This window comes from Halomonas sp. SL18_1 (assembly GCF_055755715.1).
The window spans coordinates 2,982,972-2,999,710 of sequence record NZ_JBVTRK010000001.1; the positions used below are offsets into that span (position 1 = coordinate 2,982,972).

Annotated in this window: 10 protein-coding genes and 4 pseudogenes; 6 read left to right on the forward strand and 8 right to left on the reverse strand. The window is 67.1% G+C overall.

From position 1 onward, the window contains the following. Positions 1-30: 30 nt before the first annotated feature. On the reverse strand, positions 31-1,068 hold the full coding sequence (locus ACSJDS_RS15240; protein ID WP_473034010.1) for a rod shape-determining protein: 1,038 nt from the start codon (positions 1,066-1,068) through the stop codon (positions 31-33). 182 nt (positions 1,069-1,250) lie between these two features. Between ACSJDS_RS15240 and gatC the strand changes: the two genes are divergently transcribed. The 4 genes and pseudogenes from gatC (at position 1,251) to ACSJDS_RS15260 (ending at position 5,141) form a co-directional block, all read left to right on the forward strand. After that, positions 1,251-1,538 (forward strand): Asp-tRNA(Asn)/Glu-tRNA(Gln) amidotransferase subunit GatC, encoded by a 288-nt coding sequence (gene gatC, locus ACSJDS_RS15245; RefSeq protein WP_473034011.1) that lies wholly within the window; start codon positions 1,251-1,253, stop codon positions 1,536-1,538. Positions 1,539-1,595: 57 nt separating this feature from the next. Beyond that, the gene (gene gatA / locus ACSJDS_RS15250) at positions 1,596-3,056 is read left to right on the forward strand and encodes an Asp-tRNA(Asn)/Glu-tRNA(Gln) amidotransferase subunit GatA (RefSeq protein ID WP_473034012.1); all 1,461 of its coding nucleotides are present in this window, start codon (positions 1,596-1,598) and stop codon (positions 3,054-3,056) included. Then, positions 3,056-4,510 (forward strand): Asp-tRNA(Asn)/Glu-tRNA(Gln) amidotransferase subunit GatB, encoded by a 1,455-nt coding sequence (gene gatB, locus ACSJDS_RS15255; protein ID WP_473034013.1) that lies wholly within the window; start codon positions 3,056-3,058, stop codon positions 4,508-4,510. Before gatA ends, gatB begins: the two co-directional genes overlap by 1 nt. A gap of 80 nt (positions 4,511-4,590) precedes the next feature. Then, positions 4,591-5,141, forward strand: a pseudogene (locus ACSJDS_RS15260) (cupin domain-containing protein). Positions 5,142-5,266: 125 nt separating this feature from the next. Here ACSJDS_RS15260 and ACSJDS_RS15265 read toward each other — a convergent pair. Genes ACSJDS_RS15265 through ACSJDS_RS15275 form a run of 3 tightly spaced genes read right to left on the reverse strand, consistent with a single transcriptional unit; the run spans position 5,267 to position 8,962 of the window. Then, complete coding sequence (locus tag ACSJDS_RS15265) at positions 5,267-6,775, reverse strand: aldehyde dehydrogenase (RefSeq protein WP_473034014.1); 1,509 nt, start codon at positions 6,773-6,775, stop codon at positions 5,267-5,269. Beyond that, entirely contained in the window at positions 6,772-8,148 is a 1,377-nt protein-coding gene (locus tag ACSJDS_RS15270; RefSeq protein ID WP_473034015.1) for an aspartate aminotransferase family protein, read from the reverse strand. Before ACSJDS_RS15270 ends, ACSJDS_RS15265 begins: the two co-directional genes overlap by 4 nt. Next, complete coding sequence (locus ACSJDS_RS15275; protein ID WP_473034017.1) at positions 8,135-8,962, reverse strand: gamma-glutamyl-gamma-aminobutyrate hydrolase family protein; 828 nt, start codon at positions 8,960-8,962, stop codon at positions 8,135-8,137. The genes ACSJDS_RS15270 and ACSJDS_RS15275 overlap by 14 nt, the downstream gene beginning before the upstream one ends. 646 nt (positions 8,963-9,608) lie before the next feature. Between ACSJDS_RS15275 and ACSJDS_RS15280 the strand changes: the two are divergent. Beyond that, positions 9,609-10,585: pseudogene (locus tag ACSJDS_RS15280) on the forward strand (glutamine synthetase family protein). Between the two features lie 196 nt (positions 10,586-10,781). On the opposite strand, the pseudogene ACSJDS_RS15285 reads toward ACSJDS_RS15280, so the two are convergent. Together ACSJDS_RS15285 and ACSJDS_RS15290 are read right to left on the reverse strand one after the other, a co-directional pair. Further along, positions 10,782-12,074 (reverse strand): annotated as a pseudogene (locus tag ACSJDS_RS15285) (NAD(P)/FAD-dependent oxidoreductase). 195 nt (positions 12,075-12,269) lie between these two features. Then, positions 12,270-12,440, reverse strand: coding sequence for a DUF6435 family protein (locus ACSJDS_RS15290; RefSeq protein WP_473034018.1), 171 nt, complete (start codon positions 12,438-12,440; stop codon positions 12,270-12,272). Between the two features lie 295 nt (positions 12,441-12,735). Here ACSJDS_RS15290 and ACSJDS_RS15295 point away from each other — a divergent pair, with 295 nt between their 5' ends. Continuing rightward, positions 12,736-14,418, forward strand: a complete 1,683-nt coding sequence (locus ACSJDS_RS15295; RefSeq protein WP_473034019.1) for a methyl-accepting chemotaxis protein — start codon at positions 12,736-12,738, stop codon at positions 14,416-14,418. Here ACSJDS_RS15295 and ACSJDS_RS15300 read toward each other — a convergent pair. After that, positions 14,397-15,385, reverse strand: a pseudogene (locus ACSJDS_RS15300) (DNA recombination protein RmuC). The gene ACSJDS_RS15295 and the pseudogene ACSJDS_RS15300 overlap by 22 nt on opposite strands. A 498-nt stretch (positions 15,386-15,883) precedes the next feature. Further along, positions 15,884-16,540 carry a glycine zipper 2TM domain-containing protein gene (locus tag ACSJDS_RS15305; protein WP_473034020.1) on the reverse strand — a complete coding sequence of 219 codons (657 nt, stop codon included), beginning with the start codon at positions 16,538-16,540 and terminating at the stop codon, positions 15,884-15,886. Positions 16,541-16,739: the final 199 nt, after the last annotated feature.

Below are 16,739 nucleotides of genomic sequence, written 5' to 3' on the forward strand. Positions count from 1 at the left end.
GATAGAGAATCCCCCCGCACTACGCGAGCGTCAGTCGCTGGACAGCAGCTCGAAGGTATGCCGGTCGATCATCTCCAGCGCCTTGCCGCCGCCGCGGGCGACACAGGTCAGCGGATCCTCGGCGACGATCACCGGCAGCCCGGTCTCCTCGGCGATCAGCTTATCCAGGTCACGCAGCAGGGCGCCACCGCCGGTGAGCACCAGGCCACGCTCGGCGATGTCCGAGGCGAGCTCGGGCGGCGACTGCTCCAGAGCGCTCTTCACCGCCGAGACGATGGAGGCCAGGGTCTCCTGGAGGGCGTCGAGAATTTCGTGGGAGTTGAGGGTAAAGCTGCGCGGGATCCCCTCGGCCAGATTGCGGCCGCGCACGTCGATCTCGCGCAGCTCGCCGCCGGGGTAGGCGCAGCCGATCTCCTCCTTGATGCGCTCCGCGGTGGCCTCGCCGATCAGGCTGCCGTAGTGGCGGCGCACATAGCCGGTAATCGCCTCGTCAAAGCGGTCGCCGCCGACGCGAATCGACTCGGAGTAGACCACGCCATTGAGCGAGATGATGGCAATCTCGGTGGTGCCACCGCCGATGTCCACCACCATCGAGCCCTGGGCGTCGTCCACCGGCAGGCCGGCGCCGATCGCGGCTGCCATGGGCTCCTCGATCAGGAACACTTCGCGGGCCCCGGCGCCTTCCGCCGACTCCTTGATGGCGCGCCGTTCGACCTGGGTTGACATGCAGGGCACGCACACCAGCACCCGCGGGCTCGGGGTCAGGAAGGTGCTCTGATGGACCTTGCGGATGAAGTGCTGGAGCATCTGCTCGGTAACGGTGAAGTCGGCAATCACGCCGTCCTTCATCGGGCGAATGGCGGTGATATTGCCCGGCGTGCGGCCCAGCATGCGCTTGGCATCGGAGCCCACCGCGGCCACGCTGCGCATGTTGCCGGCCTGGCGAATCGCCACCACCGACGGCTCATCGAGCACGATGCCGCGACCGCGCACATAAATCAGTGTATTGGCCGTCCCCAGATCGATCGACAGATCGCTGGAGAACAGCCCCCTCAAACGTTTGAACATGGACGTGATTACCTAGTGCAGACCGGGGACCCTGTGCGGAGGCAAACGGTACCATCGCGGCCCCCCGCGGCAAGCGAGATGCCGCGGGGGCCGCGCCACGCCAAGAGTGCCCGCGGCGGGGCGAATGTGGTACATTTTGCGGCTATTTCCCCACCCGCAACCCGTGCGAGGACACCCAGCCCATGGCGCTTGAACACGCTGACGTGCAGCGGGCCGCCCACCTGGCCCGCCTCGGCCTGAACGACGATGACGCCGCCCGCTATGTCGACGACCTCGGTCGTATCCTGGAGATGGTCGACCAGCTGCAGGCGTTGGACACAGAGGGCGTCGCCCCGCTGGCCCACCCGCTGGACGCCACCCAGCGCCTGCGCGCCGACGAGGTCACCGAATCCGACCAGCGCGAGCGCTTCCAGCGCTGCGCCCCGGCGGTGGAAAACGGCCTCTATCTGGTGCCGCGGGTCGTCGAGTGACCGACTCGCTCTCCGCGCTATCTCCGTTAACGGCACGCCTTTATGGAGCCATGCCGCATGCATGACAAGACTCTTGCCGAACTCGCCCGCGGCCTCGATGCCGGCGAGTTTTCCAGCCGCGAGCTGACCCAGCATCTGCTCGGGCGCATCGACCGCCTCGACGGCGAGCTCAACAGTTTCATCACCGTGACCTTCGACCAGGCCCTGGCCGATGCCGATGCCGCCGACGCGACCCGTGCCCGAGGCGAAGCCGGCCCGCTGACCGGCCTGCCGCTGGCGCTGAAGGACATCTTCTGTACCCGCGACGTCAAGACCAGCTGCGGCTCGAAGATGCTCGACAGCTTCATCGCCCCCTACGACGCCACCGTGGTGGAACGGCTCAAGGCCGCCGGCACGGTGAGCCTGGGCAAGACCAACATGGACGAGTTCGCCATGGGCTCCTCCAACGAGAACAGCTTCTTCGGGCCGGTGAAGAACCCCTGGGACCTGACCGCCGTGCCCGGCGGCAGCTCCGGCGGCAGCGCCGCCGCGGTCGCCGCCGGTCTGGTGCCGGCGGCCATGGGCACCGATACCGGCGGCTCGATCCGTCAGCCGGCGGCCTTCTGCGGTATCACCGGACTCAAGCCCACCTACGGGCGGGTCTCGCGCTACGGCATGATCGCCTACGCTTCGAGCCTCGACCAGGCCGGCCCCATGGCCCGCAGCGCCGAGGACTGCGCCCTGCTGCTGAACGCCATCGCCGGCCACGACCTGCGCGACTCCACCAGCGTGGCCCGAGGCGTGCCTGACTACCGTGCAGAGCTCGATGCCCCGCTCTCGGGCCTCAAGATCGGTCTTCCCCGGGAGTATTTCGGCGACGGCCTCGATCCCGAGGTTGCGGCCGCTACCCGCGCGGCGATCCAGGCCTTCGAGGCGCTGGGCGCCACGGTGCGCGAGGTCAGTCTACCGCACACCCACTATGCGATCCCCGCCTACTATGTGATCGCCCCGGCGGAAGCCTCGTCGAACCTGTCGCGCTACGACGGGGTACGTTTCGGCCACCGCTGCGAGGCCCCCACCGACCTGATCGACCTCTACAAGCGCAGCCGCGCCGAGGGCTTCGGCGACGAGGTCAAGCGCCGCATCCTGATCGGCACGCATACCCTCTCCGAGGGCTTCTTCGACGCCTACTACAAGAAGGCCCAGCAGGTGCGCCGACTGATCCGCCAGGACTTCCTTGACGCCTTCGAAGAGGTGGACGTGCTGATGGGGCCCGCCTCGCCCACCCCGGCGTTCGACCTGGGCGCCAACAAGGACCCAGTGTCGATGTATCTGCAGGACATCTACACCATCGCCATCAACCTGGCGGGCATTCCCGGCATCAGCGTGCCCGCGGGCTTCGTGGGAAGCCGCCCCCTGGGCCTGCAGATACTCGGCACCCACTTCGCCGAGGCGCAGCTGCTCAACGTCGCCCATCAGTTCCAGCAGGCCACCGACTGGCACCGCCGCCGTCCCGCCTTCGCCGAGGAGACCGCCTGATGCAATGGGAAACCGTGATCGGGTTGGAGGTGCACGTCCAGCTCGCGACCCGCTCGAAGATATTTTCCGGCGCTTCCACCGCCTTTGGCGCCGAGCCCAACACCCAGGCCTGCGCCGTGGACCTGGGCCTGCCCGGCGTACTGCCGGTGCTCAATGAGCAGGCGGTGGCCATGGCCGTGCAGTTCGGCCTGGCGATCCACGCCGAGATTCCCGAGGTCTCGGTCTTCGACCGCAAGAACTACTTCTATCCGGACCTGCCCAAGGGCTACCAGACCAGCCAGATGTACCACCCCATCGTCGGCGCCGGCGAGGTAGAGATCTCGCTGGACGATGGCACCACCAAGCGCATTCGCGTGCACCACGCCCACCTGGAGGAGGACGCCGGCAAGTCGCTGCACGAGGATTTTCACGGCATGACCGGGGTCGATCTCAACCGCGCCGGCACGCCGCTGCTGGAGATCGTCTCCGAGCCGGACCTGCGCTCGGCCAAGGAGGCGGCGGCGTACCTGAAGGCCATTCACTCCATCGTCACCTATCTCGGTATCAGTGACGGCAACATGGCCGAGGGCTCGATGCGCTGCGACGTCAACGTCTCGGTGCGCCCCAAGGGGCAGGCAGAATTCGGCACCCGCGCAGAGATCAAGAACGTCAACTCCTTCCGCTTCGTGGAGCGCGCCATCGCCTTCGAGGTGGAGCGCCAGATCGAGCTGATCGAGGACGGCGGCCAGGTGGTCCAGGAGACCCGGCTCTTCGATCCCGAGCGCGACGAGACCCGCAGCATGCGCACCAAGGAGGAAGCCAACGACTATCGCTACTTCCCCTGCCCCGACCTGCTGCCGGTGGTGCTCGACCAAGCCTACGTCGACCATCTGCGCGACAACCTGCCGGAGCTGCCCGCCGACAAGCGCGCCCGCTTCGAGAGCGAGCTCGGGCTCTCCGCCTACGACGCCAGCGTGCTCTCCGCTACCCGCGAGATGGCCGACTACTTCGAGGAAGTCAAGGACGTCTGCGGCGACGCCAAGCAGGCCGCCAACTGGGTCCAGGGCGAGCTTTCCGGCGCCCTGAACCGCGAGGGGCTGGCGATCACCGACAGCCCGGTGTCGGCCCACCGGCTCGGCGAGCTGATCGCCCGCGTGATCGACGACACCATCAACGGCAAGGCCGCCAAGCAGGTCTTCCAGGCACTCTGGAACGGCCAGGGAGCCAGCGCCGACGAGGTGATCGAAGCCAAGGGTCTCAAGCAGGTCACCGACACGGGCGCCATCGAGGCGATGATCGACCAGGTGATCGCCGACAGCCCCGCCCAGGTGGCCCAGTACCGCGACGCCGAGCCGGACAAGCGCGGCAAGATGATCGGCTACTTCGTCGGCCAGGTGATGAAGGCCTCTCGCGGCACCGCCAACCCCCAGCAGGTCAACAAGCTGCTGAAAGAGAAGCTCGACGCTCTGTGCTGAGCGCCCCGCCGCCCGCTGGTCAGCCCGCGGGCGGCTCGAGCCAACTCTCTGGACGCCTCCAGCGGCAAGAGGAGACCCCGATGTCTGATGATGTGGGTGCCAGGCTGCGCGCCCTGCGCACGCTGCGCGGCATCTCCCAGCGCGAGCTGGCCAAGCGCTGCGGCGTGACCCACTCCAGCCTGTCGCTGATCGAACAGGGCAAGGTGAGCCCCTCGGTGAGCTCCCTGAAGAAGATCCTCGATGCCATCCCCATGAGCGTCGGGGACTTCTTCACCATGGACCTGGAGAGTCGCGATCAGGTCTTCTACTCGACCGACGAGCTGGCCGACGTGGGCAGCGGCGAGGTGATCTACAAGCTCGTGGGCGCCAATCGGCAGTCCCGGGCGCTCTCCTTCATGATCGAGACCTATCCCCGGGCACCGACACGGGCCGCGAGATGATCGCCCATCTCGGCGAGGAGGCCGGCGTGGTACTCGAAGGGGAGATCGAGATCACCATCGGCGCCGAGACCCGACTGCTGGGCCCCGGCGAGGCCTACTACTTCGACACCAATGCGCCCCACCGCTTCCGCAACCCGGGCAGCGAACCCTGCCGCCTGGTGAGCTGCACCACCCCCGCCAAAGCCTTCTGAGTCGCCCCTCCCCCAGTGACGACACCGCCCGTCCAGGGCGCCCGCCCGGCGCCATTGCGCCGTAGCTGCGGCGGGCACCTGCAAGTGACGAGCGCTCACTGGAGGTGCGTGCCGGGGCACGAAACTCAGCCGTCCAGCGACATCCAGACGCTCTTGAGCTCGGTGTACTCCGCCAGGCTGTGGTGGGACTTGTCGCGGCCGTTGCCGGACTGCTTGACCCCACCGAAAGGCATGGTCTGGTCGCCGCCGGCCCAGTTGTTGACGAACACCTGCCCCGACTGCAGCCGCCGGGTGACGCGCATGATGCGGTCGATGTCCTGACTCCAGAGTCCGGCGGCCAGGCCGTAGACGCTGTCGTTGGCCATCGCCACCGCCTCCTCCTCGCTGTCGAAGCCGAACACCGAGAGCACCGGGCCGAAGATCTCCTCCCGGCCGATGGCCATCTCGGCGGTCACGCCGTCGAACACCGTAGGAGGAATGAAGAGCCCCGGCCCCTCGAGGGCCTCGCCTCCGGCGCGCACTTTCGCCCCCTCATCGCGTCCCCTGGCGATATAATCGAGCACGCGCCGATACTGGGTCTCGTCGACCATGGCGCCCATGAAGCTGGCGGGGTCCAGGGGGTCGCCGGGCTGCATGCCCTTGGCGGCTTCCACCACCTTGTCGACGAAGGCCTCGCGAATCGAATTCTCCACCAGCAGGCGCGAACCGGCGATGCACACCTCTCCCTGGTTGTGGAAGATTGCCGCGGCGGCGTGCTTGGCCACCCTGTCCAGGTCCTTGCAGTCGGCGAAGACGAGATTCGGGCTCTTGCCACCGCACTCCAGGTAGACCCGCTTGAGGTTGGATTGGCCGGCATACTGCATCAGCTGCTTGCCCACCTGAGTGGAGCCGGTGAAGGAGAGGCAGTCGACCTCCATGGAGAGCGCGAGCGCCTTGCCCACGGTGTGGCCGTAGCCCGGCAGCACCTGGAAGACGCCGCGCGGCAGGCCCGCCTCCTTGGCCAGCTGGGCCAGGCGCAGCGCCGAGAGCGGCGACTTCTCAGAGGGCTTGAGGATCACGCTGTTGCCGGCGGCCAGCGCCGGGGCAATCTTCCAGGCGGTCATCATCAGCGGGAAGTTCCAGGGCACGATGGAAGCTACCACCCCCAGGGGTTCGCGCAGCACCAGGCCCAGGCTATCGTCGCCGGTGGGGGCCACCTCGCCGTAGACCTTGTCGATGGTCTCCGCCTGGTGGCGAATGCTGCCGATGGCGCCGGCCATGTCGCCCAGCGAGCTGGAGACCGGCTTGCCCATGTCCAGGGTGTCGAGCAGCGCCAGCTCATCCCGATGGGCCTGCATCAGGTCGGCGAGACGCAGCAGCACCCGCTTGCGCTTGGCAGGGGCCAGCCGCGCCCAGTCGCCCCGCGCATGGGCGGCCCGGGCCGCGGCCACGGCGAGCTCGGCGTCGGCGGCGTCGCAGCTGGCCACCCGGGCCAGGGTCTCGCCGGTGGCCGGGTTGAGGGTTTCCAGGGTCTCGCCGCTCGCGGCATCGACGAAGGCGTCATCGATAAAGGCGCGGGTCTCCAGGTTCGGGATCAGGCGATCGGCCAGGGCCTGCCAGTCGGCACGGCTCTGGGGGCGTTGGCTTGCGGTCATGCGGTCTCCTCCGGCTGGGGGATGCGGGCCAGACGCGCCGCGGTGGCGTCCAGGGCCGCACGGGCCTTGCTCACCAGCTCATCGATTTCAGCGTGGCAGATCACCAAAGGCGGTGAAATGATCATGGTATCACCCACCGAGCGCATCACCAGGCCGTTCTCGAAGCTGAGGTCCCGGCACAGGTTGCCGGCACCCAGGGCCTTGTCGAAGCGCTCGCCGGTGGCCGGGTCGATCAGCTCCAGGGCACCCATCAGGCCCAGGCAGCGGGCCTGGCCCACCAGCGGATGCTCGGCCAGCTCACTCCAGCGCTCGGCCAGGTAGGGACCGAGGTCGTCACGTACCCGCTCCACCAGCCCTTCGGCCTCCATCAGCTCCAGGTTCTTCAGCGCCACGGCGGCGCAGGCGGGATGCCCGGAGTAGGTGAAGCCGTGGAAGAACTCGCCGCCCTCCTCGATCAGGGTCTCGGCGACCCGCTCCGCCACCAGGACCCCGCCGATCGGCAGGTAGCCGGAGGAGAGGCCCTTGGCGATGGGCATCAGGTCGGGCTTGAGGTCGTAGTGAACGCTGCCGAACCACTCGCCGAGCCGCCCGAAGCCGCAGATCACCTCGTCGGCCACCAGCAGGATGTCGTACTTGGCCAGCACCGCCTTGACCGCCGGCCAGTAGCTCTCCGGGGGCATGATGGCACCGCCGGCGCCCTGCACCGGCTCGGCGATAAAGGCACCGACGTTCTCCTCGCCGAGCTCGAGGATCTTCGCCTCCAGGGCCGCGGCGCACTCGCGGCCGAAGGCCTCGGGGCTCTGATCGCGCCCCTCGCCGAACCAGTAGGGCTGGCGGATATGGGCGATGTTCGGCACGCAGGGACCGCCCTGGCCATGCATGGCGTCCATGCCGCCAAGGCTCATGCCGGCCAGGGTGGAGCCGTGGTAGCCGTTCTCGCGACCGATGATCCACTGCTTCTCCGGCTTCCCCTTGAGGGCCCAGTAGCGGCGGACCATGCGCAGCACGGTGTCGTTGGCCTCGGAGCCGGAGCCGGTGAAGAAGACATGAGTGATATGCGCCGGTGCCAGCTGTACCAGCTTCTCGGCCAGCTTCACCGCCGGCGGATGGGTGGTCTTGAAGAAGTTGTTGTAGTAGGGCAGCTGTTCGAGCTGGGCGGTGGCCGCCTCCACCAGCTCGCGGCGCCCATAGCCCAGGTTGACGCACCACAGGCCGGCCATGCCGTCGAGGATGCAATTGCCCTCACTGTCATGGATGTAGACGCCTTCGGCGCGCTCGATGATACGGCTGCCCTCCTGCCCCAGCGCCTTGAAGTCGGTGAAGGGGTGCAGGTGGTGGGCGTGATCCAGGGCCTGATAGTCACGAGTGCTCATTGGCAATGTCTCCGCTGGGGGCCACCAGGCCGTCTGAGGGATGGGAAGGGGAGCGAGCGCCGCCGCGGTGGGCAGCACAGGCGGCGGCGAAGCCGCGAAACAGGGCATCGTGGAGGGGATGCTCCCGGGGCTGCCACTCAGGGTGCCACTGCACCGCCAGGGCGAAGGCGGCGGCATCAGCCACCGAGACCGCCTCGATCAGGCCATCCGGGGCCCAGGCCTCGGCGACCAGCCCCTCGCCCAGTCGGTCGATGCCTTGCTGATGCAGGGAGTTGACCCGCGAGTGGGTGTCACCGAGCAACCTAGCAAGGGCGCCATCGGCTCGCAGCGCCAGGTCATGCGCCGGGGCGTACTGGGCCGCCTTGTCGGCACCGCCGGGCTCCCGGTGATCGAGTTTCCCGGGCACTTCCTGCACCGCCTGGTGAAGGCTGCCCCCGAAGGCCACGTTGAGCTCCTGGAAGCCGCGGCAGATGCCCAGCAGCGGCAGCCGCATGGCGAGCGCCTCATGAATCCAGGTCAGAGCGGCGGCATCCCGGTGCCGATCGTCCCGGGTATTCTGGGGCGCCCGCTCGGCGCCATAGCGGTGGGGCTCCACATTGGTGTAGCTGCCGGTCAGCAGCAGTCCATCGACTCGGGAGAGCAGCTCCCGGGCCGCGTCGCGATCACTCTCCTGATCGCTCCACACCGGCAGGATCACCGGGTTGAGCCCATACTCACGCAGGGCGCTAAGATACTTGTCGGTCACCATCTGGGCGGCGTGCCCTTCCACCTCGCGGCGGCAGGCGATCACTCCCACCAGGGGTCTTCTGGTCATGGCTGGCTCCTCGCAGGGTCGCTCAGGCGTTGTTATGGTTTACTCAACATACATCCGTTGATTTATCTTTCCAAGCCTGCGGTCGGCATAACTCGTGAAAAAATAATAAATATCTGTATATAAAGGATAAAAACCACTATCGAGCAAAAGTAGCAATACTCCAATAGCGTAAAACATTTGACAACACACCGACATCAAGAAAGGATAACGGTCATCAACAACGACCAGAAAGCTACAGGTGAGCGCGATGCCTAACCTCCCCACCGATGACGTCCCAACCTTTCTCGACCGCCACCCGGAGATCGACAGTTTCGATCTGCTGATCAGCGACCTCAACGGCGTCATCCGCGGCAAGCGCATCCCCAGGGGCAACCTGACCAAAGCCTACCGCAGCGGCATCGCCCTGCCCGCCTCGGTCTTCGCCCTGGACATCAATGGCAACACCATCGAGGAGACCGGCCTGGGGCTCGCCACAGGCGACGGCGATAGACTCTGCCAGCCGGTTCCCGGCAGCCTGATGCCGGTACCCTGGCTGCGCGGCGGCCGGCAGGGGCAGCTGCTGATGACCATGGAGGAGCCCGACGACTCGCCCTTCTTCGCCGACCCCCGCCAGGTACTTTCCCGCGTATTGCAGCGCTTGACCGCCATGGGCCTGACCCCGGTGGTGGCCCTGGAGGTGGAGTTCTACCTGGTGGATCGCCAACGCACCGAGGCGGGGCTGATCCAGCCGCCCTGCTCCCCGGGCAGCGGCGAGCGCGCCACCCAGAGCCAGCTCTATTCCATGCTGGAGCTGGACGAATACGCCGACTTCCTGGAGGAGATCCAGAGCGCCGCCGAGATTCAGGGGCTGCCCCTGGACACCGCCCTCAAGGAGTGCGCCCCGGGGCAGTTCGAGGTCAACCTGATCCACTGCGCCGACGCCCTCCAGGCCTGCGACAGCGCCGTGCTGCTCAAGCGACTGATCAAGGGGGTGGCGCTCAAGCATGGCTTCGAGGCCACCTTCATGGCCAAGCCCTACGGTCAGGAGGCCGGCAACGGCACCCATGTGCATATCAGCCTGCTCGACGCCGAGGGCAACAATGTCTTCAGCGAAACCGGCGACGATGTGCTCGGCAGCCCCCGCCTCAACCAGGCGGTGGCCGGCCTGCTGGAACGCATGCCCGGCGCCATGGCGCTGTTCGCGCCCAACCTCAACTCCTTCCGCCGCTTCCAGCCGGGCTCTACGTGCCCATGGCCCCAACCTGGGGCTTCGACAATCGCTCGGTCGCCCTGCGCATTCCCTCCGGACCACGAGCGGCGCGGCGGATCGAACACCGGGTGGCCGGCGCCGACGCCAACCCCTACCTGCTGCTGGCCGCCCTGCTGGCCTCCCTGCATCACGGCCTGCGCCATGAGCTGACCCCGCCCCCGGCGATCACCGGCAACGCCTACGAGCAGGTGGAGAACAGCCTGACCAACAGCTGGCAGCAGGCCCTGGACCTGCTGGAGGCGGACGAGGTGCTGGGCGAGGCCCTGGGGCGCGATTTTATCCGCGTCTTCGTGGCCAACCGCCGTGCCGAGCGGGCCCAGGCCATGCAGGCGGTGAGTCAACTGGAGTACGACTGGTATCTACGCCACGTCTGATCGCTCGCTGATCGCGTCAGCGGCTCACTCGGCGCACGGCGTCCAGTGGGGGCATCGAAAGCAAGCGCCAGGGGGGCCGTATCTGCGGCCCCCTGGCGCTTTAGAGCACGGACCGGCCTAGGGCACGGGGCCAGCTTGGCGACCCGCAAGGTGGGACATACCCCGCGCCGCTAGGGAGCGGGGCGAGCGGCAGAGCTCAGATACCCAGCCTGTCGCGGGTGGCGTAGTACCAAGCGCCCAGGGCTGAGAAGGGAACCCGCAGCAGGCGACCCCCCGGGAAGGGCAGGTGCGGCAGGCCGGCGAAGGCGTCGAAGCGTTCGCTCTCGCCGCGCATCGTCTCGGCGATCAGCTTGCCGGCCAGGTGCGAGCAGGTGACGCCATGACCGGAGTAGCCCTGGGCGAAGTAGACGTTGCCGTTGAGCCGGCCGAACTGGGGCAGGCGATTGAGGGTCAGCAGGAAGTTGCCGCTCCAGGCGTAATCCACCTTGACGTCGGCGAGCTGTGGAAAGGTCTTCGCCAGCTTGGGGCGGACCACCGCCTCGATGCTCGTCAGGTCCTGGCCGCCATAGCTGACGCCGCCGCCGTAGAGCAACCGGTTGTCGGCGGTGAGGCGGAAGTAGTCTAGCAGGTAGTTGCAGTCCTCCACCGCCATGTCGTTGGGCAGTAGCGCCCGGGCGGTGGCCTCGCCCAGGGGCTCGGTAGTGATGATCTGAGTGCCGCAGGGCATCGACTTATTCTCGAGCGATGGCAGCAGGCCCTGCATGTAGGCGTTGCCCGCCAGCACCACCCGCTGGGCGGACACCTCGCCGCCGGGGGTGGTCAGCACCACCGGCTCGCCGTGGGTCAGCTTGATCACCGGGCTCTGCTCGATGAATCACCCCGCCAAGGGATTCGAAGGCAGCGGCCTGGCCCAGCACCAGGTTGAGGGGGTGAACATGCCCCCGGAGTGATCGACCAGGGCTCCGGTGTAGCGGGCGCTTCCCACCTCCCGCTTGACCGCCTCCCCCTCCAGCAGCTCGAGCCGGTCATGGCCGTAGCGCTCCCAGAGCGCCTTGTGCTCGCGCAACCCCTCGAGCTGCCTGGCATTGCAGGCGGCAAAGAGGTTGCCCTCCTTGAGATCGCAGGCGATCTCGTACTGGGCGATGCGGCTGCGAATGATGCGATTGCCCTCGAAGGCCATGCTGCCCAGGGCCCGGGCGGTCTCGTCGCCGTACTTGGCTTCGATCACGTCCATGTCGCGGCTGTAGCTGTTGACCAGCTGGCCGCCATTGCGCCCCGAGGCACCGAAGCCGACCCGGGCCGCCTCCAGCACCACCACCGACTGGCCCTGCTCGGCCAGATGCAGGGCGGCGGAAATGCCGGTGAAACCGGCCCCCACCACGCAGATATCGCACTCCACGCGGCCGTTGACCGGGGGGCGCTCCGGGCTCGGATGGGCGGAGGCGGCATAGAATGAGGCCACGTGATGGACAGACTGCTGGGCGGGCATCGCTTCGCTCCTCTAGCGTTGATTATTTTAACCATCACAGCTTACCGCACTCGACCTCCCTCAGCCAGACAAGCCGGAAAATCGGAAATAAAAGCGATGAAGGAGAGTGAAGGGAGCCTGAGGCGACACCCTTACGTCGATTATAAAATGACAAACAGTCGCTACCCATCAGGCCTTCCGGGAAGGGGCCCCACCCTATTTCCGCTTCAGTGCCTCGATCTCGGCGAGGATCGCCTCGGCCTCCTCGGTCAAGGCGGCATTGGCGCGCATGTCCCCGTTGCGCGATGCCTGCATCGCCTGCTCGAGCTTGCGCTCATAGGCCTTTTGCAGCTTCTTGGCCGGGTCGGATCTGAACCAGGCAAACATATGGTCACCTCCATCATTTCTTGTACAAGAAAAACGCACTCGGCATCGATCCCGTATCATTCACGACAGGCCAATCGCCACATGGATACGGCGAACGGACCGTCCAACGCGCATACCGCCTCATAACTTACCGATAAAAAGGCACATCACAGAGCCTTGGCGCTGCGTCCATATCAAAGAATCGAATGCTACGTTGGAGAATAAACTATTGTACAAGTGATGTACAAAGAATAGAGTCGTCTCATCTTCCGCTTGCGCCGGCCCGGCAAAGCTCGCCTGAAGAAGGACAACAACCATGAAGACACTCGCTGCCAACATCGCCCGCCTGGGCATCCGCACCCGCCTGGGGATAGGGTTCTCTGCCGTGCTTGCGCTGATCGTCCTGCTCACCGCCATCGGCATTCATCAGGTCAATCGAATCGACCGCGGACTGACCACCATCAACGACGTCAACGGCGTCAAGCTGCGCCATGCCATCGACTGGCGCGGAAGCGTACACGACCGCGCCATTCTCCTGCGCGACATGACCCTGGTATCCGCCGATGACGATCTGCAAGCGCTGCTGGGCGCCTATCGGCAACTGGAGGAGGACTACACCCGGGCCGACCGGGGGATGACCGAACTCATGGCCGCCGACCAGGAGGCTGCAACGGCCACCGAGCGGCAAATGCTCGATGCGGTACAGGGCCAGGCCGAGCGCACCAACGCCCTGGCCGAGCGCATCATCGACCAGCGTCAGCAGGGCGACTTCGAGGGCGCTCGACGCCTCGTACTGACCGAGGCCGGCCCCGCCTTCTTTGCATGGCTGGACGAGATCAATGTCTTCATCGATCACCAGGAAAGCCAGAATGCCATCGCCACGGCCAGCGCCAGGGACACCGCAGAGGGGTTCCAGATGCTGATGCTGGGGCTCTGCCTGGCCGCCCTGCTGGCCGGCGGTATCATTGCCTACCTGCTCTCGCGTCAGCTGCTGCGCGAACTGGGCGCCGAGCCCCATGAGGTGAAGGCCTTCGCCGAGGCGATCGGACGCGGTGAACTGACCACCACCGGACGGCTGCGCGATAGGGACAACCACAGCATCATGGCCGCTCAGGTCGAGATGGCCCGACAGCTGCAGGGCATCGTCGCCCAGGTGCGAGCCGCCGCAGACGCCGTGGCCAGCAACAGCGAGCAGATTGCCGAGGGCAATAACGACCTGGCATCACGCACGCAGCAGCAGGCCAGCGCCCTGACCCAGACCGCCTCGGCCATGGAGGAACTCAACGGTACCGTGACCCAGAACTCGGCCAATGCCGAGCGGGCGAGCCAGGAGGCAGCAGGCGCCTCCGACACCGCCAGGCGCGGCGGCAGCGCCGTGCAGCAGGTCGCCGCGACCATGGACGAACTCGACCGCAGCGCCAGCGAAATCGCCAGCATCACCTCCACCATCGACAACATTGCCTTCCAGACCAATATTCTGGCGCTCAATGCATCGGTGGAGGCCGCCCGCGCTGGCGAGCACGGCCGCGGTTTTGCCGTGGTCGCCGCCGAGGTCCGCAAGCTGGCCCAGAACAGCGCCGACGCGGCCCAGGAAATCCATGAGCTGATCACCCGCAACGTGGAGCAGGTCAAGCACGGCAACGCCCGTGCCGCCGATGCCAACCAGGCAACCGAGGAGATCATCGCCGCCGTCGGCCGGGTCAGCCAGCTCATGCAGGAGATCAGCCAGGCCAGCGTGGAGCAGCGCGCCGGCGTTGAGGAAGCCGGCCAGGCGGTCTATGAAATGGATCGGGTGACCCAGCAGAACGCCACCCTGGTGAACCAGAGTGCCTCGTCTGCCGCCAACCTGCGCCAGCATGCCCAGCAGCTGCTTCACGCCATGTCGGCCTTCCGGCTCCCCGAAAATCATCGCTGGGGACAGCAGGCACTGGCGCATCAGCTGCCGGCGTCGGACCTTCGACAGGCGGCACCGCAGGACTATCGCCTCCAGCCCGCCTGAGACCTAGGACTGGCTGCGGGAGGGCGACGCCGCACCTCCCGTGGCCGGCTCCCGGCAGCCGGTATCGCCGGGGGTGAGCTCGAGCCGCGCCCGCTCGACCAGCGTCTCCGGCAGCTCCTTTTCACCGCCACCCCGAGCTCCTGGAAATCGGCCGCCTGCCTGATCAGGTTGCCGCGGCCCTGGACCAGCTGGCCCATGGCCCGGTCATAGCTGTCACGCGCGCCATCGAGCTTCTTGCCCACGTCCTCCATGCTCTCCAGGAACAGCCGCAGCTTGTTGTAGACCTTCTCGGCGCGATCGGCCAGTTCGGCGCTGTGCCGACTCTGGTCCTCGAAGCGCCACAGCTGGCGGACGATATTGAGGCTGGTGAGCAGCGTGGTCGGGGTCGCCACCAGGACATTGCGCTCGATGGCCCGCTGGAAGAGCGATTCGTCGTGCTTGAGCGCTTCAACGTAGGCGGATTCCACCGGAATAAACATCACCACCACCTCCGGCGAGTTGAGCCCCGGCAGATCGTAGTAGTGCTTGTCGGCGAGCTCGGCGATGCGCTCGCCCACCGCCCGGGCATGTTCCGCCAGCGCCTGGCGCCTCTCCGGTTCCTCGTCGGCGTTCACGTAGCGCACGTAGGCGGAAAGCGAGGTCTTGGCGTCGATGACCAGATGCCGCCCCTGGGGCAGATAGACGACGGCATCGGGGCGCCGCCGTCCTTGATCGGTGGTGAAGCTGACTTCGCGGGCATAGTCCTTGCCGGCGCGAAGACCGGAGCCCTCCAGCACGTTCTCCAGCATCAGCTCGCCCAGTTGCCCTGCACCTTCTTCTGACCCTGTAGCGCTTGGGTCAGGCGCTCCGCCTGGTCGGTGATCTCGCGGTTGAGCCCCTGCAGGTGCTGCAGTTCGGTGCGCAGACTCGCCCGCTGCTCGGTGTCGACGCGATGGATCGACTCCACCTTCTCGCGAAACCCCTTCATCTCGGCCTGGATCGGCTGCAGCAATCCGCTGATCCGCTGCTGGGAGAGCTCGGAGAAGGCGCGCCCCTTGCGCTCGAGGATCTCGTTGGCCAGGTGCTCGAACTCCTGCTTGAGCTGGTCGCGGCTGTCGCGCAGCAGCGCGAACTGTTCGGAAAAGTGCTGCTGCTTCTGCTCCAGGGTCGTGGAGAGGCGTGCCCGAGCGATCTCGGCCTCCTGCAGGGAAGCTTGCAGCGACGCCAGCTCCCGCTCGCGGGCCGCCAGCCGCTCACGCAGCTCGGCGAGCGCGGCGGCATGGCGTCTTCCCTCGACGCCGCGCCGCCGGGCGGCAAGCCCGGCCGCAAGACCCAGGGCCAGCAGGAACGACAGTAGCGCCGAAAGCGCCACGGCATAGTCGGAAGGAAGCGCGGTCAGCGAGCTGGCGAAGTCGGTCAAGAGAGCACTCTCCTGTCTCGGGGAACGTGAGCCGAGGCGAGAGTCTCCCCAAGATCGGCCCTGTTGTCACCCTTCCACCCGACCAGCCTCCTCCAGGGCGGCCTGCCACTGCACCTCGCCTTCCACCACCGGCAGCCGCTCCGCCTGAGGGGCGGCGTCCAGACGATGCGACCTGACCTCGCCATCGAGGCGATAGGTGACCTCATAGCCGTGGGGCTCCTGGTGGGTCTCCATCACCGTCTGGCACTGCCGTTCGGTCACTCGCTGGGTCTGCATTCGGGTCTCGGTGCGGGGCTGGGACTGGCCCGCCTGGGCGTGCTGGTGGGCCTCGACGCGGTTCTGCACCTCGCGACCGGCCAGGCCGCCGCCCACGGCACCGGCCACCGTGGCCAGCTTCTTGCCGCTGCCGCCCCCTACCTGGCTGCCCAGCAGGCCACCGACGATGGCGCCGGCCGCGGTGCCGACGATCCGGTGCGGATCATGACTGCCGGCGGCCTGCCCGGACTGAGCGACGGGCACCTCCACCGGCACTTCCCGATTCACCACCACGTCCTCGCACACTTCGCGGGGGCGCTCCACGCGGCGCGTCGCCGCCTCCACGGTGAGAATCTCGGCAAACTGCTGGCTTGGCTCCTGGGGCTGCTGGACCTGCCAGGCGCCCAGCGCCAAGCCACCCAGGCCGAAGACGGCGAGCGTCGTACCGACCACAATCGATTTCGTCATCTGTCACCTCCTAGGGCGCTAAGGCGTCTTGCATCGCGCCGTTTCCGATGGACGGCATCGGCTCCGGGAGAGGTGTCACCGGGATCAGGGTTGCGAGAGGAAGAGCGCCTCCTGCACTCCTGGACAGGAGTATATGCCGCCTTTCGGGCGGCGGCAGGCCCAACGCGCGACTTGCACATTCTATGACCCGGCGTCGCCA